Here is a 21,882-nt window from a genome sequence, read left to right as displayed (position 1 = left end):
ACTCCCGTACTGGAGGGGACCCATGTCGGAACTCACCGAGCTGACGGCGGTACAACTCGTCGATGGCTACCGCAAGGGCGAATTCAGCCCCGTGGACGCGACGCGGGCGGCGCTGCGCAGGGCCGAGGAGATCCAGCCGGCCGTGAACGCGTTCGTACGTCTGGACGCGGACGCGGCCCTCGCGCGGGCGGGGGAATCCACCGACCGCTGGCGACGGGGCGAGCCGACGGGCCTGCTGGACGGAGTCCCGGTCTGCGTCAAGGACGTCCTGCTGCTGCGCGGCGGCCCCACCCTGCGCGGCTCCAGAACCACTGATCCACAGGGCCGTTGGGACGAGGACGCACCGTCCGTCGCCCGGCTGCGCGAGCACGGCGCCGTGTTCCTCGGCAAGACGACGACACCGGAGTTCGGCTGGAAGGGCGTCACCGACTCGCCGCTGTCGGGGGTGACACGCAATCCGTACGACGTCTCGCGCACCGCGGGCGGCTCCAGCGGCGGCAGCGCGGCGGCCGTCGCGCTGGGCGCGGGGCCGCTGGCGCTGGGCACCGACGGCGGCGGCAGTGTCCGTATCCCGGCCGCGTGCTGCGGGATCTTCGGGCTGAAGCCGACGTACGGGAGGGTGCCGCTGTATCCCGCGAGTGCCTTCGGAACGCTCGCGCACGTGGGGCCGATGACGCGGGACGCCGCCGACGCGGCGCTGATGATGGATGTGATCAGCGGTCCCGACGCGCGCGACTGGTCGGCGCTCGGGCCGGTGCACGGGTCCTTCGTCGAGGCGCTGGAGGGCGGGGTGCGCGGACTGCGGGTCGCGTACTCGGCGTCCCTGGGCGGGCAGGTCGCGGTCCGCCCCGCCGTCGCGGCGGCGGTACGGCGGGCGGTGCAACGGCTCGCGGAGCTCGGCGCGTACGTCGTGGAGGCCGACCCCGACTTCACCGACCCGGTGGACGCGTTCCACGTGCTCTGGCTCGGCGGAGCGGCCCGGGTGACCCAGCGACTCGGGCCTCGGCAGCGGGAGTTGCTCGACCCCGGGCTCCGGGAGGTCTCCGGGGAGGGGGCTCGGCTGAGCGCACTGGACTACTTGGCCGCGGTGGACGTCCGCATGGATCTGGGCCGTCGTACGGGCCGCTTCCACGAGTCGTACGACGTGCTGGTGACGCCGACCCTGCCGATCCCCGCCTTCGAGGCGGGCGTCGAGGTCCCGAAGGGCTCGGGGCACCGGCACTGGACGGGGTGGACTCCGTTCACGTACCCCTTCAACATGACGCAGCAGCCGGCCGCTTCCGTGCCGGTGGGGACGGATCCCGACGGTCTGCCCGTGGGGTTGCAGATCGTCGCCGCCCGGCATCGCGACGACCTCGTCCTGCGGACGGCGCACGCCCTGTACGAGGCGGGGGCCGCCGGGGTGGCTCCGCCTGGCCTCGCCGGAAGTTGAGCGTCTCGCTGCGAGCGCCTCGGCATCACAGGTCGCCTCGGGCCCTGTTGTCGCCGCGAGAAGCGCCCACACCGCCGCGCGGGTGAGCGGCGCCCGGTCGTCGAGCAGTCTGGCCGTACAGGGGGCAAGGGGGCGTCAGGGACGGACGGGGGCTGGAATCGATCCGCATACATCGCTTGGGCCCGGGTAGCCGCGCGGCCATGGTTCCACCACTTGGGAATGACGGGTATGACGCGGCGAAACCAGAGACACCAGGGCTGCGAGGGCCCCGAGGGCCGAGTCGGCGGTCGCTGCTCGCGGGTGTCTCCGCCCTCGGTGCCGTCGGCGCGCTGGGCGCCGCCGGCTGCACCCGGGTCGCCACGGCGGCCGGCGACGGGGGCGATCTCCTCGACCGGCTGAAGGCGCAGGGGGTCGTACGACTCGGCATCGCGGGTGAGATCCCCTTCGGGTACATCGACAGGAACGGCGAACTGACCGGGGAGGCCCCGGAACTCGCGAAGGCCGTGTTCAAACGGCTGGGGGTCGATCGCGTCCAGCCGGTCCCGACCGAGTTCGGCTCGCTCATTCCCGGGCTCAACGCGCAGCAGTTCGATGTCGTGTCCGCCGGGATGTACATCAACCCGGAGCGCTGTGAGCAGGTGGTCTTCGCGGATCCGGACTACCAGATGCTTGACGCGTTCATCGTGCGCAAGGGCAATCCGAAGGGCCTGCACGACTACCAGGACGTCGTCGCGAAGAAGGCCAAGTTCGCGACGGGCACGGGTTATGCGGAGATCCAGTACGCGGTCGAGGCCGGGTACAAGGAGAGCGACATCCTGATCGTGCCGGATCAGGTGGCCGGGCTGAACGCCGTCGAGGCCGGACGCGCCGACGTCTTCGCCGGGACCGCGCTGACGACGCGCGAGGTCGTCAGGAAGTCCCGCAAGGCAGAGAGTACGAAGCCCTTCGCGCCCTTGGTCAAGGGCAAGCCGCACGTCGACGGTGGCGGCTTCGCGTTCCGCTCGACGGAGACGAAGCTGCGGGACGCCTTCAACGTGGAACTCAGGAAGATGAAGGCCGACGGAGAGCTGTTCCGCATTCTCGAGCCGTTCGGTTTCACCAAGGCCGAGATGACCGACATGACCGCGAAGGAGCTGTGCCGCGGATGACCTCGGGACTCTGGGACCTCGTACTCAAGGGGATATGGACCACCGTCCAGCTGCTGGTCTTCAGCGCGCTGCTGGCCACGGCCGTGTCCTTCGTCGTCGGTGTCGCGCGCACCCACCGGCTGTGGATCATCCGCTTCCTCGCGGGTTTCTACACCGAGGTGTTCCGCGGCACCTCCGCGCTGATCATGATCTTCTGGGTGTACTTCGTGCTGCCGCTCGCCTTCGGCTGGCAGCTCGTCCCGATGTGGGCGGGCACGCTCGCGCTCGGACTGACCTACGGGGCGTACGGCGCCGAGATCGTGCGCGGCGCCCTGAACGCGGTCGACCCCGCGCAGCGCGAGGGCGGCATCGCGCTCAGCTTCACGCCCTGGCAGCGGATGCGGCTGATCCTGCTGCCGCAGGCGGTACCCGAGATGATCCCCTCGTTCTGCAACCTGCTGATCGAGCTGCTCAAGGGCACGGCTCTGGTCTCCGTCATGGGGATGGGCGATCTGGCGTTCAGCGGCAGTCTGGTGCGGCTCGCGCTGCAGGAGAGCGCGGAGATCTACACGTACGTCCTGCTGATCTACTTCGTGATCGCCTTCCTGCTCACCCGGCTGATGCGGGGGCTGGAGAAGCGGCTGAGGGCCGGGGTCGGCAAGGACCCCGGGACGGAGTCCGCGGCCCGTGAACGCAAGCGCGGGCAAACGACCGGCGTGGGAGCCGCGAGCGGAGGTGCCGCATGACGTGGGACTGGAGCGCGGTCGGAGACTTCATGCCGCACTTCTGGGACGGGCTGCTGGTCACCCTGCAGGCGCTGGCCCTCGGTTCGCTGATCTCGTTCGCCCTCGGACTGGTGTGGGCGTTGCTGATGCGGACGCCGACGCGATGGGTGCGCTGGCCGGTCGGGGCCGTCACCGAGTTCATCAGGAACACCCCGCTCCTGGTGCAGCTGTTCTTCCTCTTCTACGTGCTGCCCGAGTGGAACATCACGTTCTCCGCGCTGACCACCGGTGTCGTCGCGATCGGCCTGCACTACTCGACGTACACGATGCAGGTCTACCGGGCCGGCATCGAGGGCGTGCCCGTCGGCCAGTGGGAGGCGGCCACGGCGCTCAGCCTGCCCCTGCGGCGCACCTGGACCGCGGTGATCCTGCCGCAGGCGATCCGCCGGGTGGTGCCCGCGCTGGGCAACTACGTCATCTCGATGCTCAAGGACACCCCGATGCTGATGGTGATCACCGTGCTGGACATGCTCGGCGAGGCGCGGCTGTTTTCTCAGCAGCATTTCCAGTTCATCGAGCCGCTCACGATCGTCGGCGTGGCCTTCATCCTCATTTCCTGTCCGGCTTCCCTTCTTCTGCGAGCCCTGGAGCGACGTCTTGTCCGCTGACACCTCTGTGATGAAAGAACCCGACGCGCACGCCAATCCCCCGGTGGACGGCGCCGAGCTGATCCGTTTCGACAAGGTCACCAAGCGCTTCGGGGACAACACCGTCCTCGACGGGCTGGACTTCCGCGTCGACTCCGGCAAGCACGTCACGCTGATCGGCCCGTCCGGCTCCGGCAAGACGACGATCCTGCGGCTGCTGATGACGCTGGTCAAGCCGGACGAGGGCACGATCACGGTCGCCGGGGAGCGGCTCTTCCCGGCGGACGAGAAGCAGATCCGCGAGGTCCGCAAGAAGATCGGGATGGTGTTCCAGCAGTTCAACCTGTTCCCGAACATGAGCGTGCTCAGGAACATCACCGAGGCGCCCGTCACCGTCCTGGGCCTGCCCAAGGACGAGGCGGAGGCACGGGCCCGCGAGCTGCTCGACCTGGTGGGCCTCGCGGACAAGTGCGACGAGCGTCCGACCCGGCTGTCCGGCGGCCAGCAGCAGCGGGTCGCGATCGCGCGGGCACTGGCGATGCGGCCGCAGGTGCTGCTCCTCGACGAGGTGACGTCCGCGCTCGACCCCGAACTGGTCGCGGGTGTCCTCGATGTCCTCCGTGACATCGCCCGCACCACGGACATCACCATGCTCTGCGTGACCCATGAGATGAATTTCGCCCGGGACATATCGGATCAAGTACTGATGTTTGATTCCGGCCGGGTCATCGAATCCGGTCCGCCGGAGCAGATCTTCGGCGATCCGGCACACGAACGAACGCGGGAATTCCTCAGCGCGGTCCTGTGACTACAAGGAGTGAACGAGGAGTGAACGAGGCAAGGTGCGAGGTCCGGCTCGTGGGGCATGCCCTCTGATCCGTGACTCTGGCATATGCCAGAGTGCCGCGCTCCTGCTGAGAGCTCCGGAACACACAGACGAACTCGTCAACATCCCCTCCCCGTAAGCCTCTTGGCGGCTATCGTGGAGAGGCCCAGCTGTCCGGGCCGCGCCTTTCGGGCGTGGCCAAGAAGCTCAGGGGGAAACTGTGGCGTTGATGAACGAGCCGACCGCGCCGTACCACTCGGCCCAGGACGCGCTCCGCGTCCTGGAGCTGGTGGCACGGCAATCCACTGGCGTCACCGACGCCGAGCTCGCCCGCCAGACCGGCCTCGGCGCGGAGCGTCTGACCGCGCTGCTGCGGATGCTGCGCCGGGAGGGGTACGTCGAGCAGGTCACCGACGGCGCGTACGTCGCCGGCGCCGCCCTCGCCAGGCTGGGCTCCGCCCGCGGCCGCGACCAGGCGCTGCGCGAGAAGCTCCAGCAGACCATCGACCGGCTGCGGGACTCGGTCGGCGCCGCGATCTACCTCAGCCGGTATGTCGACGGCGAGATCCACATCAGCCAGTACGCCGACGGCCCGGCGACCCCCGCGGTCAACGAGTGGGTCGACTTCCGCTCCGCGGCCCACGCCAGCGCGATCGGCAAGAGCCTTCTCGGCCAGCTCGACCTGAACGCCCGCCGCGACCATCTCTCCCGCCACAGGATGGCCCGACTGACCTCGCGCACCATCACCAACGAGCGGCTGCTGATGTCCCGGCTCGACGCCCAGCCGCCCACGGTGCCGGTGCTCGACCTCCAGGAGTACGCGGTCGGCACGGTCTGCGCGGCCGTCCCCATCACGGCCGGCTCCTCCGTCGGCTGTCTCGCCCTGTCCCTCCCGGTCGAGCACGCGCACCGGCTCCGGCAGGCCGCGGACACGCTGAACCGGGGAGCGACCCCGGTCCTGCTGTCCCTCGCCCTGTAGCGCCGCCCCTCGGCGTTCCAGGGCCGTCCCTCGCTGTTTCGTGGTCGGAAGCACGCCGCCGGACCAGGTAGTATTTCTTTTGTCGCCGACCGCGAGAGCGGGAGGCGAGGGTCATGCGCCGCTAGCTCAGTTGGTTAGAGCAGCTGACTCTTAATCAGCGGGTCCGGGGTTCGAGTCCCTGGCGGCGCACAATCGAGAAGGCCCTCCACATCAGTGGGGGGCCTTTTCGCGTCCCTCCGCACTCACTCGCGGCTGACGAACTCGCTGAGCACCCGGGCCAGCAGACCCGGGTCCCTCGCCCCGCACAGCTCCCGCGCCGAGTGCATGGACAGACCCGGTACACCCACGTCGACCGTGGCGACCCCCAGCCGTGCCGCCGTGATCGGGCCGATCGACGTACCGCACGGCATCGCGTTGTGGGAGACGAACGGCTGCCACGGCACCTCGGCGCGCTCGCAGGCCGCGGCGAAGGCGGCGACTCCGGTGCCGTCGGTGGCGTACCGCTGGTCCCCGGGAAAGTGAAGGGGATTCCTCCGGTCCCCGATACGTCCCCGGACGCCTCCCCGCCCGCCTCCCCCGCTCTACGCCCTCGCCCTACCTGCCTCGCCCTACCTCCCTCTCCCTACCGCGCCAGCAACTCCTCGCGCCCCCGCGCCCGGTACTCGGCCAGCAGCCCCTCCACGTCCGCCGCGCTCAGCCCGCGGTACGCCGACTCCCCCGGCGGCCGCCACCACACCGGGTCCGCGCACCGGAACCCCTCGCGCCTGAGTCCCACCCGATGGATCTTGTTGGTCGCGGTGACCGGCATCCGCTCCACGACCCGGACGTACCGGGGTGCCATCTTGGTCCCCAAGTCGGGTTGCGACCGCAGGAATTCGGCGAAGACGTACGGGGCGAAGGAGGTCCCCTCCTTGAGTCCGATGGCCGCCATCACCTGGTCCCCGGCGACCGCGTCCGGCACCGCGTACACCGCCACGGCGGCGGCGTCCTCGTACCGGGCGAGGATGTTCTCGATCACCGCGGCGGCGAGGTTCTCACTGTCGACGCGCAGCCGGTCGTCGGTGCGGCCGGCGAAGTAGAGAAAGCCGTCGGTGTCGCGGTAGAAGAGGTCGCCGGTCCAGTACCCGCTGTCGCGCCTGCGGGCCGCGTCCGCCGCCGCGTTGCGCCAGTACCCCTCGAAGGGGCTGGGCCCGCGGTTCACCAACTCCCCTATCGCCGCCGCCCCGTTGCGAAGTCGCCCATCGGCGGAGAAGACGGCCGGCGGACACTCGGCACCCGTCTCCGGATCGACCACGACGAGGTCGTCCCCGGGCGCCGCCCGTCCGACCGCTCCCACGGGGGTACCGGGTGTCCAGCGGATGGCGGCGCCGCCCTCCGACGAGCCGTACCCCTCCACCAGCCGCACACCGAACCGCCGCTCGAAGGCGGCCGCGTCGACCGCGCCCGCCTCCGTCCCGAAGCCCGCCCGCAGCGGGTTGTCACGGTCGTCGGGGCGGGCGGGCGTGGCCAGCAGGTACTGCACGGCACGGCCCACATAGGTGAAGTACGTCGCCCCGCACGCCCGTACGTCGGCGAGGAACCCCGACGCCGAGAAGCGCCGTCTGAGCGCGATCCCCGCGCCCGCCGCCAGCGCGGGTGCCCAGTCGGCGATCACCGCGTTGCCGTGGAACATCGGCATGCAGATGTAGTGCGTGTCGTCGGGGCGCACCTCGAACTGGTCGGCCAGCGAACGTCCGGCGGCGGCCAGCCGGCCCTGGGTGCAGATCGCGGCCTTGGGGGCGCCGGTCGAGCCGGACGTGAAGTACAGGAGGAGGTGGTCGTCCGCCGACGCGGAGGAGGCGTCCGGCTTCGCGCCCTCGTACGACGCGAGGAGGTCGGCGTACTCCTCGGTGTCGGTCACCAGGACGCGTACGCCGGGCAGTTCGAGGCCGTCGAGCAGGGGCAGGTGGGCCCGCTCGGTGACCAGGACGCGGCACTCGGTGTGCAGGATGTCGCGGGCCAGCTCGGGGCCGCGCCGGGTCGGGTTGACGCCCGCGACGGCGGCACCGGCGAGGGCTGCCGCGCTCAGCCACAGCGGATATTCCGGGGTGTTGTCGAGCAGTACGCCGAGGTGCGGCGCGGCGCCCGGTGGCAGCAGCTCGGCGAGCAGCGCCGCCCGCTCCGCCGCGCCCGCCGCCACCCGATGGTGGCTCAGCACGCGCCCCTCGAACCACAGCCCCGGCCGGTGATCGCCCCACCGCTCCTGTACGAGCTCCGCGACGGTACTCCTCTTGGACCCCATGGAGGCGCACGATAATTGACGCACCGTCAGATAGGGAGACCCTTCGCCCCACCGGAAACCGCGTGCGTCGTGACCGGATCGGTCACGACGCACGCGGACCCTACCCGCGGGGGGTCAGAACGTGACGTCCGAGCAGGCGTAGAACGCGTTCGTCGTATCCGCGATCGTCCAGACCGCGACGATGACGTGATGTCCGCTCCTTCCGCTCGGCAGGGTGCCGGAGTGGGAGAGCGTCGCGGGCGGCTGCCCGCTGTAGGGGACCGTGAGGAACGGGGTGGTGTCGAGGTCCGATCGGGCCAGGGCGTGGTTCTGGTTCCAGCCGGTCTTGGTGAGGAAGTACCGGAAGTCGGTGGTGGAGTGCCGCGCGGTGAACTGCCAGCGGAAGGTGTAGCTCTGCCCGCCGGTGACCTTGGTCGTCGGCCAGGCCCCGCCCGAGGGAGTGGTCGGCTTGTCCAGCGCGCCGAAGTTGGTGTGGTTGCCGGAACAGATCTGGCCGTCCGCGGGACCGGCCGCCGGGAAGCCCTTGGGCGCCTCGACGCTCTGGGGCTCCCACTGGATGTCACCGCAGCCGGTGACCGTGCCGTTGGCGCAGAGCTTCTGCCTGCTGATGGGGAGGTCGGTGTAGCCGTGACCGCTGGCACCGCCCGCGGAGAGCGCGAAGGCTCCCGCGGTGGTGAGACCCAGCACGGCCGCGTACCACTTCGCTTTCCTGGTCGTCCGTATGCGCATGCTGACGCTCCTGGAGGACGTGGGGGAGGCTCTCGTGAGCCGTGAGCCGTGAGCCGCGCGCGCGAATTCCAGGTCTAGACCAAGTCCCAGATTATGGGCAGTTGTTGAGCATGTCCAGACCAATCACGAACCTGTCCGGGACGCTCTCGAGCCCGTCCGTCGCCCTCACGCACATGTCCACCCCGCTCACGACGAGTCCTCCCTGCGCCCGGTGCAGAACGCCACCGTCAGGTCCTTCACCAACGCCTTGCGTTCGTAGTCGTCCAGTTCGACCAGCCCGCGCATGGTCAGCCGGGTCACCGTGTCCTCGACCGAGTCGACGACGGAGGTGAGCACGGAGTCGCGGCACTGGGCGTCCAGGGCCGCGATCCGGCGGCGCTGCATCACGGCCGTGATCTCGGGGGCGTACTCGATCCGGGTCGGCTGCACCGAGAACACCTCAAGGCCGACCGGCGCCGTGTCCGCGGCGACCAGCCGGGTCAGCGCCTCGCCGACCGCGTCCGTGTTGCGCAGCGTCGCCGTGTCCTTGATGACGGCGGGCGGCGCCTCGGCCGGAAGCCGCGAGAGCACCCGTGACAGCGCCGCCTCCACGCACTCGCGCAGATACGTCAGATGGTCCTCGACGCCGAGCGTGGCGCGCGCGGTGTCCCGCACCCGCCACACGACGAGCACGACCACCCGCAGCGCGACCCCGTTCGCGTCGACGACCGACATCGGCTCACTGCGCCAGTGCCGCAGCCGTACGTCGACCCGGCGGCGCCGCACCAGCGGGTTGACCCACAGCAGCCCGGTACGCCGGACCGTGCCGCAGTACCCCCCGAACAGGCCGAGCACCCAGGCCCGTCCGGTCCGGCCGCGGGCGAGACCGCCGAAGCCGAGCAGGCCGAGCGCGCCCGCCCCGGCGTACCCGGCCCACTGCGCGGGCCCGAGCCCGGCGCCCGGCGACCAGGGCAGCGCGAGCGCCCGCACCGCGGCCGGCGGCAGCACACCGGCCCACCATGACGTGAGTACACATCCAGCCAGACCGCAGGCCCCGGCCAGCACACCCGCCACTCCGGACGACACCCGTGCGGGGCGCTCCACGAGTTCGGGGTCGACCTCCGGCACCGGGCGCGGTGCGCTGCCCGGCGCGGGCCGCCGGATCCGGGGCTGTTCTCCGGTCCCGCGCCGGCGCCCCACGACCGCGGGCCCGAGCGGCGCGGACACCGGCTCGGGGTCGTCCCGGAAAAGAAGGTGGACAGGGATCTCGGTGGTCGACTCGTTCTGGATGAGCCGGGCGGACCGGGGGCCGCCGCCCTCGGACGGCCCCTTGGACCCGGGGGGCCGGGAGGGCGCCCCTTCGGAGTCCGGGGTGTGGGGAGTAGTCGTCGTCATACGTGTCTCCATGCCTCCATGCCTCCGCGCGTGGAAGTGTGATCCCGACCGTGTTGCGATCCCGAGGCGCTGTGACCTCGATGTGCCGCGATCCCCAGCTGCCGTGACGTCGACGTGCGGCGATCCCGAGCTGCCGTGACCTCGACCGGCTCGTGGTCCCGGTCCTGTCGTGGCCCCGGCTCTACCGCGGTCCCGACCCTGTCTCGGTTCCGGCCCTGTCGCGGTTCCGCCCGCGTCAGGAGAAGAGCCGGCGCCACGTTTCCGTCCCCGGGTAACCGTCCGCCGCGCCGCCCCACCGGCCCTGCGCCCGCTGGAACGCCTGGGTGGCCCGCCTGCGGGCGTGCCGGCGGGTCTGTTCATAGGCGATGTCATACGTGTGGGTGTAATCCGTCCAGCCGCCGAAGAGGACGACGTGCGAGCATTTCTCGGGATCCGCCGGATTCCGGAAGAGAAGAATGTCGCCGGGCTGCGGCCGATCGTGGGAAATGCGTACGCCGAACGTGCCGAGGCCGCCCGTCCACTCGTTCCCCGGCAGGTTCCAGGCCATCGAGACACAGCCCGAGCAGTCCTGCCGGTATCCGTCCGGCCAGTACGTGTACATGCCGTACGACACCCGCGCGGCGACCCACTTCTTGGCCCGGTTGATGATCTCCGCCCGTGTGGTCATGGGCACCTTGACCCCGCCTCCCGGCTTGTCGCCCGGGCCGGAAGACAAGGAAGAAGAGGGAGAAGAAGGAGAAGAGGAAGAAGAGAAACAGGGCAGGGCGCACCGCCAGTGCACGCATCCGGGGCAATCGCAGCCGCTCGCGGAATCGAATTCCTCGAATACCGGAGCAGCCATGCGATTCCCCTCACACTCCAGATGGAAATCTCCGCACTTCTGCACACGCGCCAGTTTCGCAACTGTTCTCCGGTGCCGCACGTTGACGGTCCGAATGATGTACCCGGCCCGGTCGCGCCGCATGTGGAGAGGGCCGGACCCCGGGTCCGCGGTGCGGGAGCACCCTTCCCGGTCGGGTAGAGTTCTCGGGTCAGCGCGCGCCGCTAGCTCAGTTGGTTAGAGCAGCTGACTCTTAATCAGCGGGTCCGGGGTTCGAGTCCCTGGCGGCGCACCGACCGAAGGGCCCCTCACCACGGTGAGGGGCCCTTCGCCGTGCGGGGAGGGGAGGCGCGCAGGGGAGGCGTGCGCCCGGGGGCGTACGGAGAGACGTACGCCCGAGGACGTACGAGCGAGAGCGTACGAACCGTACGCACGAGGCACACGGGCGGGACACGAGAGGCGCGGCATATGCATGCGGCGTATGGGACAGTGACCCCATCCTCGTACACGCGTCCCAATTAGCGCGTATGACCGGTTAACACCGCGTTTCGCATCTTGCGATCATGATGAACCCCGTAGAACCCTGGGCTTCAAGGGACTGTCGATACCTGACAGTTGGGGGCTCGGACCGGTTGCGCGCAGGGGGGTTGGGGGCCCCGTTCGCGAACAGATGCCGAGGGGGGCATCATGCAACCGGAAGGCCGTCGTTCCATGTCCATAGAGTGTGGATGACGTGGAGACGCCGGCCAGCCAGCGATGCGTCCGGAACGGTCGAGGGGGACCCAACGGGCGCCAAGAACCGACGAACACGCACTCCATCGTGCGTGCGGGGGGATGACTCATGACGTCGACGCCGACGGGCGCCCGGCAGAACTTCGACCCGTCAGAAACGACACAGCTCCGGATGCCGGGACACCGGACCGGAGGATTCCGCAGGATCAAGAACACCCTGCCGAGATATGACTACGAGCATTACAGTCGGCTCGCTGGACCCCTCACACAGCCCGATCCGACCAAGCCCTACAAGGTGCAGTACCGCACGCTGCTGTCCCAGGAGCCGCACCGCATACGGGCCGCCCTGATGCTGGGAGCGGCGCCGCTGCTCTCGCTGATCCTGCTCGGCTGGCTGCTCCAGCCCGACCACTGGACCGAACGCGACTACCCCGCCTACGACTTCCTGCCGACGCTCGACATCGTGATGCTGGTCTCGATCGGCCTGATCGAGTTCTTCCGCTGCATGAACGTGCTGTCGAACGCGCACGCGACCCTGGTCGCCCGCGACCCCATCCCCGTGGTGCCCGAGACCGGCACCAGAGTCGCCTTCCTCACCTCCTTCGTGCCCGGCAAGGAGCCCCTCGCCATGGTGACGAAGACCCTGGAGGCGGCCGTCAAGCTGCGCCACCGGGGTCTTCTGCACATCTGGCTCCTCGACGAGGGCGACGACCCCGAGGTGAAGGCGGTCTGCGAGCGCCTGGGCGTGCACCACTTCTCCCGCAAGGGCGTCGCGAAGTGGAACCAGGCCAAGGGCCCGCACCGCGCCAAGACCAAGCACGGCAACTACAACGCCTGGCTCGAGGCCCACGGCGACGCGTACGACTTCTTCGCCTCGGTCGACACCGACCACGTACCGCTGCCCAACTACCTGGAGCGGATGCTCGGCTTCTTCCGCGACCCGGACGTCGGCTTCGTCATCGGCCCGCAGGTGTACGGCAACTACGACAACCCCATCACCAAGGCCGCCGAGTCCCAGCAGTTCCTCTTCCACGCGCTGATCCAGCGCGCCGGCAACGCCTACGGCGCGCCGATGTTCGTGGGCACCTCCAACGCCGTACGGATCAAGGCACTGAAGCAGATCGGCGGTCTGTACGACTCGATCACCGAGGACATGGCGACCGGCTTCGAGATCCACCGCCACCGCAACCCCGCCACCGGCAAGAAGTGGCGCTCGGTCTACACGCCCGACGTGCTCGCGGTCGGCGAGGGCCCGAACGCCTGGACGGACTTCTTCACCCAGCAGCTGCGCTGGTCGCGAGGGACGTACGAGACGATCCTCAAGCAGTACTGGAAGGGCTGGTACTCGCTGCCGCCGAGCAAGCTCTTCAACTACACCATGATGATCATCTTCTACCCGATGTCGGCCCTCAACTGGATCCTCGCGGCACTGAGTTGCGCACTGTTCCTGGGCCTGGGCGCCTCGGGCGTGGACATCGACCCGACAGTCTGGCTGATGCTGTACGGCAACGCGTCCGCGCTGCAGATCGGCCTGTACGTCTGGAACCGCCGGCACAATGTCTCGCCGCACGAGCCCGAGGGCTCCGGCGGCGTCGCGGGCATGATGATGTCGGCGCTCTCGGCGCCGATCTACGCCCGCTCGCTGATGGACGCCGTGCTGCGCCGCAAGAGCAAGTTCGTGGTGACCCCCAAGGGTGATTCGGCCAGCCCGGACACGCTGTTCGGGACCTTCCGGATCCACTTGTTCTTCATTCTGGTCTTCGCCGGCTCGATCGTCGCCGGATTCCTGCTCGGGCACTCCCACCCCGCGATGATCATCTGGGCCTGCTTCGCCCTGCTGATCACCGCGTCGCCGATCTTCGCCTGGCGCTGGACCCTGCGCCAGGCGAAGAAGAAGCCCCCGGTGTCGGCCGCGTCCGAGGAGTCCGCGGTCCTGCCCGCGGGGCCCTCCGTGGCCCAGCCGTCCGGGGCCCCTTCGTCCGTGCCCCAGCAGGAGCAGCATGCACCGCATGCTCCACACGCACCGCAGCACAAGCCCAGTTGGGCTTCGGCTCAGAGCGGCAATGACCAGACCATGCAGATCGCCCTTGGGGGACGTAAGAAATGAAAGACGGTGCCCGTCGCCGCCGTGCTCGTCGTCTTGCGATAGGCGGGGCGGTGGTGCTCGCTCTCGCCGGCATGAACGGGCCGTGGGTGTACCGCGTCAGCAAGGAGCAATATCACCAGTACACGATCAACAAGCCCGAGTACAAAGCCGCCAACGGGCACTGGGACATCATCGAGTTCCCCGAGGAGTACCGGCAGAACACCATCCACGCCGCCCTGCTGCACACCGGCAAGGTGCTGCTGATCGCGGGCTCGGGCAACAACCAGGAAAACTTCGACGCGAAGCAGTTCGACACCCGGATCTGGGACCCGGTCAAGAAGACCATCAAGAAGGTGCCGACACCGAGCGACCTGTTCTGCACGGGCCACACGCAACTCGCCAACGGCAATCTGCTGATCGCCGGCGGCACCAAGCGGTACGAGACGCTGAAGGGTGACGTCACCAAGGCCGGCGGCCTGATGATCGTCCACAACGAGAACCCCGACAAGCCGATCACCCTGCCCGCGGGCACCAAGTTCACCGGCAAGGGGAACGGAAAGACGTTCGTCTCCAAGGACCCGGTGCTCGTCCCGCGCGCGAAGAAGGTCTTCGACAAGGCGACCGGCAAGTTCCTGCGCAACGACCCGGGCCTCGGCCGTATCTACGTCGAGGCGCAGAAGAGCGGCCAGAAGTACGAGACGGGTACGCAGGACAACTACCGGATCCAGGGCCTGACCGGCTCCGACGCCCGCAACACGTACGGCATCGCGCAGAAGCTCGCCCTGGACAAGAAGGACTTCCAGGGGATCAAGGACGCCTACGAGTTCGATCCGGTCGCCGAGAAGTACATCAAGGTCGACCCGATGAACGAGGCCCGCTGGTACCCGACGCTGACCACCCTGTCCGACGGCAAGATCCTCAGCCTCTCCGGTCTGGACGAGATCGGCCAGCTGGTCCCGGGCAAGAACGAGGTCTTCGACCCCAAGACCAAGAAGTGGACCTACACCAAGGGCGTCCGGCAGTTCCCGACCTACCCGGCGATCTCCCTGATGCAGAACGGCAAGCTGTTCTACTCCGGCGCGAACGCCGGCTACGGACCGGACGACGTGGGCCGCGACCCCGGCGTCTGGGACCTGGAGAGCAACAAGTTCACCAAGCTGCCCGGGCTGAGCGACGCGAACATGATGGAGACCGCGGGCACGGTGCTGCTGCCTCCCGCGCAGGACGAGAAGTACATGGTGATCGGCGGCGGCGGGGTCGGCGAGTCCAAGCTGTCGAGCAAGAAGACCCGGCTCATCGACCTCAAGGACGAGAACCCGAAGTTCGTGGACGGGCCCGAGCTGGAGAAGGGCACCCGCTATCCGCAGTCCTCGATCCTGCCCGACGACACCGTCCTGGTCTCCGGCGGCTCCGAGGACTACCGCGGCCGCAGCGACTCCAACATCCTCCAGGCGCGGATCTACAACCCCACGTCGAACACCCTCGACAAGGTCGCCGACCCGCTGGTGGGCCGCAACTACCACTCGGGCTCGATCCTGCTGCCCGACGGCCGCGTGATGTTCTTCGGCTCCAACTCGCTGTACGCGGACAAGGCCAACACCAAGCCCGCCACCTTCGAGCAGCGCATCGAGATCTACACGCCGCCGTACCTCTTCCGCGACGCGCAGCCCTCGCTCTCCGGCGGCCCGAAGACGATCGCGCGGGGCGCCTCGGCCACGTTCACCTCGCAGCACGCGACATCCATCAAGACGGCCCGGCTGATCCGCCCGAGCGCGTCCACCCACGTCACCGACGTCGACCAGAAGTCCATCGCCCTGGACTTCAAGAAGACGAAGAAGGGCATCACGGTGACGGTCCCGAAGAACCGAAACCTGGTCGAGTCCGGCTGGTACATGCTCTTCGTCACGGACGACCAGGGCACACCGAGCAAGGCACAGTGGGTCAAGGTGCCTTGATTCTTTGAGAGTTGTACGTGAATGGGGGCGCCCTCCTCGTGGAGGGCGCCCCCGAGCTCAGTCGCTGGCCTTCGCGAGCTTCAACGCGTAATCGGCCCACCACTGACCGGCCTTGGGCCCTCCCTTGCACTCCCCGTCCGACTCCCCCGGCCGCTTGACCCACAGATACGCGTCGACCAGCGGATCGGCGGTCTTGGTCGTCGGATTCTCACCCAGCGCCCGCCCCGGCGGATTGCACCAGTTCTCGTCGGCCTCACCGGCCGTGTACGGACCGTTGCCGTTGCGGCTGGTGTCGATGACGAAGTGCTTGCCGCCGACCTTCGCGGACAACTGCTTGCCGTACGCGATGGAGTCCTGGGTCGAGTAGAAGTTGGAGACGTTGACCGAGAAGCCGTCGGCCTCGTCGATGCCGGCCTGCGTCAGCGGGTCGAAGATCTGGTCGGGGTGCCCCCAGCCCGCGTTCCCCGCGTCCACGTACACCTTGGTGTTCTTCAAGGACTTGAGCTTGGTGACGGCGCCCTTGAGCAGGAAGTAGCGCTCCTCCTGGAACTCGGCCGGGGTGCACTGGTTGACCAGGTGCAGGATCGCGTCCGGCTCGAGGATCACCGTGGCGGGCCGGTCCTCGATACCGCGGGCGACCCCGTCGATCCACTCCCGGTAGGCGTCGCCGTCCGCAGCGCCGCCCTGCGAGAACTGGCCGCAGTCGCGGTGCGGAATGTTGTAGAGGACCAGGATCGCGTCCCGGTCGGCCTTCTCCGCGGCCTCGGTGAAACCACGCGCCTCCGCCTCCGGATTCTCCGGCCCGATCCACTCGCCGGTCGGCTGCTCGGCTATCTTGCGGATCTGCTCGGCCTCGGCCTCCTTGCCCGCCTTCACGTACGTGGCGACCTGCTCCGCCGCGTTCCCGGTCGGATTGACCCAGAACGGGTCCGAATTCTTGGGCTGTTGGGTGATCCCGGCCCCTGAATTGTCGCTACCGCCGTTCCCGTCGCTCTTGTCGCCGCCGCCTCCCGAGGAGAAACACCCCGCGAGCAGCAGTGCCGCCCCCGCCACTGCCACGGACGCCCGAGCTCCGGCCCCCCTACTGCCGTACATGCAACTCCCCCTCGGGTGCACTGTCCTAAGGGTCAATCGTGACATAGGTGTCGCCTCGCCACGAGATCGCCCGAGTGTTGTCGGAGAGCTGTTACAGCGCGGTACCGCACGGAGGTCGCGACGGGAGCCGTCGAGGACTTCGCGGGCTCGGTGGACCTTCGGTGAAGCCTCCCCACACATCGTCCACCTGCACCCATCACGCAGAGCCATGCGCTGTCGACTTGGCGTCAAACAGCCTCTAGGCCAAAACGCTCATCCGTTCTAGAGTTGCCTCAAACGACCCCGGCCCTCGGCCAGTTGTCGTCATCTGTCAGATCTGTCAGCCATCCATGACCTTTCGGATCGGTCCCAGAACCTCCCGCGCCGGACGCCGGGTTACTCCCGCAGCCCGTGCGCCCGCGGTCGAGGACCAGCCCGGTCGACGACTCCCGGGGGGAGCGGGTCGTCGACCGGGCCAGGTTGTGCGAGCGGGTGGCGGAAGCAAGTGGGGGCAGCCGCCCGTCACAGCCCGTCGCCGGTGAGGTACGCCGAGACGACCACGTTGGCGGTATAGGTGCGACTCGCCCGGTCGAAGGTGCCGCCGCAGGTGACGAGCCTCAGCTCCGCCCGCCCCGACTCCCTTGGCCCGTAGGCCTGTTGGGCGTCGAAGTGGTCGCGCGAGAAGACCTGGACGTCGTCCACGGTGAACTCGGCGACCGTCCCGTCGTCGCGGATCACCCGGACCGTCTCGCCCGGCTGCACCGCGCTGAGCTTGTAGAAGACCGCGGGCCGGGTCTCGGTGTCGACGTGCCCCACGAACAGCGCGGTTCCGACCGCTCCCGGCCGCACCCCGGCGGCGTACCAGCCGACCACGCCAGGCTGGTCGAACGGCGGCGGATCGATCGCCCCCTGCGGATCGAGTCCGCGGCCCACGACCGGCGCCTGCACCTTCATCGACGGAATGTCGATGCGCTGCGGTGTGGCATTCCCCAACGGCTTCAGCGCGGGCGGCAGTCGCACCTCCGGCGGCCGTCCGACCGCCGCGATGTCCCCCGTCGTCGGCGCCGATATCCCCTGCCGTATGTCGGACATCTCATGGCCCCACAGCCACAGCCCTACCAGCAGCATCGCCCAGGCGACACCCATCAGCAGGCGCCCGGCACCGGATGAACGCTCTCGTTCGGCCATGTCACTCGGCGTTGCCACGGGCCCGGCGGGCACCGTGCAGCGCCACGGCCACCGCGGCGGCGCTCGCGAGGACGAGGCCGATCACCGCCTGTCCGGTGCCGGGGCCGGTCTCCCGGGTGTCGACGGAGGCGAAGTGGGCGGTGCCGCCGCCCCCCGCGTGCACAGGGGCGACGGGCGAGGCGGGCGCCATGGGGGCGGCAGGGGCCTTCGGGATCGCGCCGGCCTGTCGAGCCACCGCGAGCGCGCCCTTGACCTTGTCGTCGTAGCCGTCGCAGCTGACCTTGACGTCGTACGTGCCGGGCGTGAGCGAGGAGCGTACGCGCGTCTCGCCGACGAGCGCGCCGTCCCCGCCCGTCAGCCGGGCGTCCGCGACGAACGCCCCGGAGACCGCGGTGCCGATCCGCCCCGCACAGCCCAACACCCGCAACTGGATGTCGCTGCCGGGGGCCGGGGACACGGGCGTCACGGAGACGCCCGCCGAATCGGCCGGGACCGCCGAGTCGCCGTAGGGATCGGCCGCGTACGCGGTGGGAGTCAGCGCGGCCGCGACCACCGCCCCGGCACAGAGAGTGAGTCGCCATGAACCCATCGTGAAACCTCCAGATACCTGGAGACTCCTCCTTGGGACCGTTCGGCGCATCCCGAGGCGCCCACGACTGCTCCGTCCGTGTGTTTCGGGAACGTTCTTCGGAGTGTCTTCGGGCGTCTTGGGGGCGTCTTCGGGGCGTCTTGGGAACGGTCAGACGCGGTCGACCAGGTCCGCGATCGAGTCCACGATCTTGGAGGGCCGGAAGGGGTACTGCTCGATCTCCTTGCGCGTGGTCAGACCGGTCAGCACCAGATACGTCTCCATCCCCGCCTCCAGTCCGGCCAGGACGTCCGTGTCCATGCGGTCGCCGATCATCGCGCTGGTCTCGGAGTGCGCGCCGATGGCATTGAGGCCCGTCCGCATCATCAGCGGATTCGGCTTGCCCGCGAAGTACGGCTTCTTGCCGGTCGCCTTGGTGATCAGCGCGGCGACGGCGCCGGTGGCGGGCAGCGGACCCTCGGTGGAGGGACCGGTCTCGTCGGGGTTGGTGGCGATGAAACGGGCACCGCCCTTGATCAGCCGGACCGCCTTCGTCATGGCCTCGAAGGAGTACGTGCGGGTCTCACCGAGGACGACGTAGTCCGGTTCGTGGTCGGTGAGGACGTACCCGATGTCGTGCAGCGCGGTGGTCAGGCCCGCCTCGCCGATGACGTACGCCGTGCCGCCGGGGCGCTGGTCCTCCAGGAACTTGGCGGTGGCCAGGGCAGAGGTCCAGATGTTCTCGACCGGCACGTCCAGGCCCATACGCCGGAGCCTGGCGTGCAGGTCACGGGCGGTGTAGATGGAGTTGTTGGTGAGCACCAGGAAGGGCTTCCCGGAATCCCGCAGCTTCTTTATGAAGGCGTCGGCGCCGGGGATCGGCACGCCCTCGTGGATGAGCACACCGTCCATGTCGGTGAGCCACGATGCGATGGGCTTGCGGTCTGCCATGTACCCGATCTCCTGCCTTGCGCCGTGCTGCGGGAGCCCAGCCTAACGATCGTCGGCGATCAGCTTCCGGTCGCGGTTCCACACGGGATGGGAGCGCGGGCGCAAGGTCTCATCGGCTTCGGCTACTTCGGCGAATTCAGCGCCGTCCTGCCCTGAACCAGCGGGACGCCGCGACGAGGACGACGCCGAGGGCGAACAGGACGGCGCTCGCCGCGGCGGCCAACCCGTGCGGCGCGCCCGAGCCGGTGCTGGCCAGCTGGTCGGCGGACGGCGTCCGCTGTGGCGCGGCATCCGGTTGGGCGTCCGGTTCGGCGGCCGGTTCGGCTTGGCTGTCGCCGCGGACTCCGCCACCGTCGGTGGCTGTGCTGGTACCGCCGTCGTCATCGCTGTCGTCATCGCCGCCGTCATCGCCGTCGCGGTCGCTCGCCTCGCCTTGTTTTTCATCGATCCGGAAGCGATATTCGTTCGACTCTCCCACCCAGTCCCCGTCGTTGTTGTGCCGCTGCACCACCGCCGCGTTGGCGACGACGTTGTTCGGCACGGCGGCGTCGGAGGTCACGGAGAGCCTGACCTTCACGGTGAGCGTCCGGCCCGGGCCGACCGTGAACCCCGGGAAACCGTCGTCGAAGGCCCCCACGCTCTCGTCCTCGTCGCTCTTCTCGAAGGCAACCGGGTGCGCGCGCTCCCCGTCGTAGAACTCCAGCCGCGTCTGCTCCGGCCGCAAGGACCGCAGGTCGTCCACGAGCACGACGATCGGGTGGATGTTGCCGCAGGTGTTCGCCGTGGTGTTGGTCAGGTCGATGTACCAGGTCCGGGACTCGCCGCCGACTTCGTAGGCGGAGGGGCCGCCGTGGATCCGGGTCGTGATGGGGAAGGCGCGGGTGTCCGGGGCGGCGCAGGTGGGGCGGAGGTTCTCCGCGGCGCCCACGGGGGTGAGCGCCTGGGCGGGGGCCGACGCGGGCGCGAGACCCAGGGCGGGGGCGGCGGCGGTCAGGGCGAAGGGAACGGACTTTCGCAGTCGCATGAGGGGGCCTTTGCCGATCGAGGTCGGTGGGGATCGAGAGCGTCAGGCAGTACCGGGCAACGGCCCCTCCCACCCTGCCATGCCCCCCACACCGACCCCGGCCCATCACGCCCGCAAGGCGACATTCTTAGGCCAATCGGGCGGTATTCATTAGTCCGTCCGGCCTTTCCGAAGAAACCTCACCCCTCCCCCCGCCCGAACAACGGCGCCAACAGCAATTGCGCGGCTCCCTCCGCAACCCCACGCGCCCCACCGGGAGCGACCCGCACAGGAACCACCGCGTCCACCCCCTCCCGCCGGGCCCGCTCGTCGAGAACCGCCCCGACACCCCGTACGAACGCCTCCTGGTGGACAGCGACGGTGCGTCCGCCGAGCAGCACCAGGTCGATGTCCAACAACCCCACCAGATTCGCGGCGCCCGCCCCCAGCACCCGCGCCGCCTCGTCCACCGCACCGGCCGCCACCGCACCGAGGCACAGCGCCTCGATGCACCCCCGGTTGCCGCAGCCGCACAGGGGCCCGTCCAGCTGGATGACCTGATGCCCGAATTCCCCCGCGCCGGTGCGGGCCCCCCGATGCACCGCCCCACCGATCACGAGCCCGGCCCCGAGCCCCGTACCGAGATGCAGATAGGCGAAGGAGACGAAGCCCCCGACACCGCCCACCGCAAGCCCCAACGCCGCCGCGTTCGTGTCCTTGTCCACGACCACCGGCACCCCGAGCCGCTCCGCCAGCGCGTCCCGCAGCGCGAACCCGTCCCATTCCGGGAACCCGGTGACCCGGTGCAGTACGCCCCGCACATGATCGAGGGGCCCGGGCAGGGCGACCCCGACGCCCAGCACGGACACTCCCGCTCCCGCGCGCAGGGCCTCGACCTCCTCGGCCGCCCCCTCGACGACGGCCTGCGCCCCGGCCCCGAGATCGAGCGGAGCCCTCCGCTCGGCGACCACCGCACCCGTGAGATCGCAGAGCACGACCGTCAGCTCGTCCCGGTCGAGGTGCAGCCCCACCGCGTGCCCGGCCTCGGGGACGAGCCGCAGCACGGTACGCGGTTTGCCGCCGGTCGAGGCGCGGCGGCCCGCCTCCGCCGCCAGACCGTCCGCCCGCAGCCGAGCGGTGATCTTGCTGACGGCCTGCGGGGTCAGCCCGGTGCGCTCGGCGAGTTCGAGGCGGCTGATGCCGACGGGCCCGGCCGTACGCAGCAGGTCGAGCACGAGCGCGGCGTTGTGCGTGCGCAACCCGAGCAGATTCACGCCCGCCTCCGCCCCCGGACCACGCACCCCCGCCAAGCTCACTCCCGCCCCCTCTCCTGCGCCCGCAACCGCACCCGCGCCCGCATCGGTCCTGTTCACGTACGCCATTGT

The 21,882-nt window shown here is 69.6% G+C and carries 17 protein-coding genes, 2 tRNA genes and 2 pseudogenes; 10 read left to right on the top strand and 11 right to left on the bottom strand.

Annotated features, from left to right (window positions below; translation table 11 throughout):
• Positions 1-22: 22 nt before the first annotated feature.
• The 7 genes from AB0D57_RS23295 to AB0D57_RS23265 all read left to right on the top strand — a co-directional run bounded on the left by AB0D57_RS23295 (position 23) and on the right by AB0D57_RS23265 (position 5,925).
• On the top strand, positions 23-1,432 hold the full coding sequence (locus AB0D57_RS23295) for an amidase (RefSeq protein ID WP_362076046.1): 1,410 nt from the start codon (positions 23-25) through the stop codon (positions 1,430-1,432).
• 200 nt (positions 1,433-1,632) lie between these two features.
• The gene (gene ehuB, locus AB0D57_RS23290) at positions 1,633-2,580 is read left to right on the top strand and encodes an ectoine/hydroxyectoine ABC transporter substrate-binding protein EhuB (protein WP_362076043.1); all 948 of its coding nucleotides are present in this window, start codon (positions 1,633-1,635) and stop codon (positions 2,578-2,580) included.
• Positions 2,577-3,305, top strand: a complete 729-nt coding sequence (gene ehuC / locus AB0D57_RS23285; RefSeq protein WP_362076040.1) for an ectoine/hydroxyectoine ABC transporter permease subunit EhuC — start codon at positions 2,577-2,579, stop codon at positions 3,303-3,305. The genes ehuB and ehuC overlap by 4 nt, the downstream gene beginning before the upstream one ends.
• The gene (gene ehuD / locus AB0D57_RS23280) at positions 3,302-3,952 is read left to right on the top strand and encodes an ectoine/hydroxyectoine ABC transporter permease subunit EhuD (protein WP_362076037.1); all 651 of its coding nucleotides are present in this window, start codon (positions 3,302-3,304) and stop codon (positions 3,950-3,952) included. Before ehuC ends, ehuD begins: the two co-directional genes overlap by 4 nt.
• Before the next feature lie 10 nt (positions 3,953-3,962).
• Positions 3,963-4,739: an ectoine/hydroxyectoine ABC transporter ATP-binding protein EhuA gene (gene ehuA, locus AB0D57_RS23275; RefSeq protein WP_362076034.1), complete on the top strand. Its 777-nt coding sequence runs from the start codon at positions 3,963-3,965 to the stop codon at positions 4,737-4,739.
• 238 nt (positions 4,740-4,977) lie between these two features.
• On the top strand, positions 4,978-5,736 hold the full coding sequence (locus AB0D57_RS23270) for an IclR family transcriptional regulator C-terminal domain-containing protein (RefSeq protein WP_362076031.1): 759 nt from the start codon (positions 4,978-4,980) through the stop codon (positions 5,734-5,736).
• Positions 5,737-5,851: 115 nt separating this feature from the next.
• A tRNA-Lys gene (locus tag AB0D57_RS23265) sits at positions 5,852-5,925 on the top strand.
• A 53-nt stretch (positions 5,926-5,978) separates the two neighbouring features.
• Here AB0D57_RS23265 and AB0D57_RS23260 read toward each other — a convergent pair.
• The 5 genes and pseudogenes from AB0D57_RS23260 to AB0D57_RS23240 all read right to left on the bottom strand — a co-directional run.
• Positions 5,979-6,245 (bottom strand): annotated as a pseudogene (locus AB0D57_RS23260) (M18 family aminopeptidase); the annotation flags it as partial.
• A 113-nt stretch (positions 6,246-6,358) separates the two neighbouring features.
• Positions 6,359-8,017, bottom strand: a complete 1,659-nt coding sequence (locus AB0D57_RS23255; RefSeq protein ID WP_362076028.1) for an AMP-binding protein — start codon at positions 8,015-8,017, stop codon at positions 6,359-6,361.
• 114 nt (positions 8,018-8,131) lie between these two features.
• The gene (locus AB0D57_RS23250) at positions 8,132-8,746 is read right to left on the bottom strand and encodes a lytic polysaccharide monooxygenase auxiliary activity family 9 protein (protein WP_362076025.1); all 615 of its coding nucleotides are present in this window, start codon (positions 8,744-8,746) and stop codon (positions 8,132-8,134) included.
• A gap of 186 nt (positions 8,747-8,932) precedes the next feature.
• Positions 8,933-10,120, bottom strand: coding sequence for an SPFH domain-containing protein (locus tag AB0D57_RS23245; RefSeq protein WP_362076022.1), 1,188 nt, complete (start codon positions 10,118-10,120; stop codon positions 8,933-8,935).
• Between the two features lie 238 nt (positions 10,121-10,358).
• Positions 10,359-10,961, bottom strand: a pseudogene (locus AB0D57_RS23240) (hypothetical protein); the annotation flags it as partial.
• 197 nt (positions 10,962-11,158) lie between these two features.
• On the opposite strand from AB0D57_RS23240, the gene AB0D57_RS23235 reads away from it, so the two are divergent.
• The 3 genes from AB0D57_RS23235 to AB0D57_RS23225 all read left to right on the top strand — a co-directional run bounded on the left by AB0D57_RS23235 (position 11,159) and on the right by AB0D57_RS23225 (position 15,713).
• Positions 11,159-11,232, top strand: a tRNA-Lys gene (locus AB0D57_RS23235).
• Between the two features lie 549 nt (positions 11,233-11,781).
• Entirely contained in the window at positions 11,782-13,779 is a 1,998-nt protein-coding gene (locus AB0D57_RS23230; protein WP_362076019.1) for a glycosyltransferase family 2 protein, read from the top strand.
• A complete protein-coding gene (locus AB0D57_RS23225) occupies positions 13,776-15,713 on the top strand; it encodes a kelch motif-containing protein (protein ID WP_362076016.1) in 1,938 nt (645 codons plus the stop codon). Before AB0D57_RS23230 ends, AB0D57_RS23225 begins: the two co-directional genes overlap by 4 nt.
• A gap of 57 nt (positions 15,714-15,770) precedes the next feature.
• Here AB0D57_RS23225 and AB0D57_RS23220 read toward each other — a convergent pair whose 3' ends face one another.
• The 6 genes from AB0D57_RS23220 to AB0D57_RS23195 form a co-directional block, all read right to left on the bottom strand.
• On the bottom strand, positions 15,771-16,808 hold the full coding sequence (locus AB0D57_RS23220) for a glycoside hydrolase family 6 protein (protein WP_362076013.1): 1,038 nt from the start codon (positions 16,806-16,808) through the stop codon (positions 15,771-15,773).
• A 501-nt stretch (positions 16,809-17,309) separates the two neighbouring features.
• Complete coding sequence (locus AB0D57_RS23215; protein ID WP_362076010.1) at positions 17,310-17,975, bottom strand: class F sortase; 666 nt, start codon at positions 17,973-17,975, stop codon at positions 17,310-17,312.
• 1 nt (position 17,976) lies between these two features.
• Positions 17,977-18,564: a hypothetical protein gene (locus AB0D57_RS23210; protein WP_362076007.1), complete on the bottom strand. Its 588-nt coding sequence runs from the start codon at positions 18,562-18,564 to the stop codon at positions 17,977-17,979.
• Positions 18,565-18,714: 150 nt separating this feature from the next.
• Positions 18,715-19,494 carry an HAD-IIA family hydrolase gene (locus tag AB0D57_RS23205; RefSeq protein WP_362076004.1) on the bottom strand — a complete coding sequence of 260 codons (780 nt, stop codon included), beginning with the start codon at positions 19,492-19,494 and terminating at the stop codon, positions 18,715-18,717.
• 136 nt (positions 19,495-19,630) lie between these two features.
• Positions 19,631-20,518, bottom strand: coding sequence for a hypothetical protein (locus AB0D57_RS23200; RefSeq protein ID WP_362076001.1), 888 nt, complete (start codon positions 20,516-20,518; stop codon positions 19,631-19,633).
• 179 nt (positions 20,519-20,697) lie between these two features.
• On the bottom strand, positions 20,698-21,879 hold the full coding sequence (locus AB0D57_RS23195; protein ID WP_362075998.1) for an ROK family transcriptional regulator: 1,182 nt from the start codon (positions 21,877-21,879) through the stop codon (positions 20,698-20,700).
• Between the last annotated feature and the right edge of the window lie 3 nt (positions 21,880-21,882).

This window comes from Streptomyces sp. NPDC048275 (assembly GCF_040652275.1).
Lineage (GTDB): Bacteria > Actinomycetota > Actinomycetes > Streptomycetales > Streptomycetaceae > Streptomyces.
Note: the sequence above shows the minus strand (reverse complement) of the source record. Positions and strands in the feature narration are given on the sequence as shown.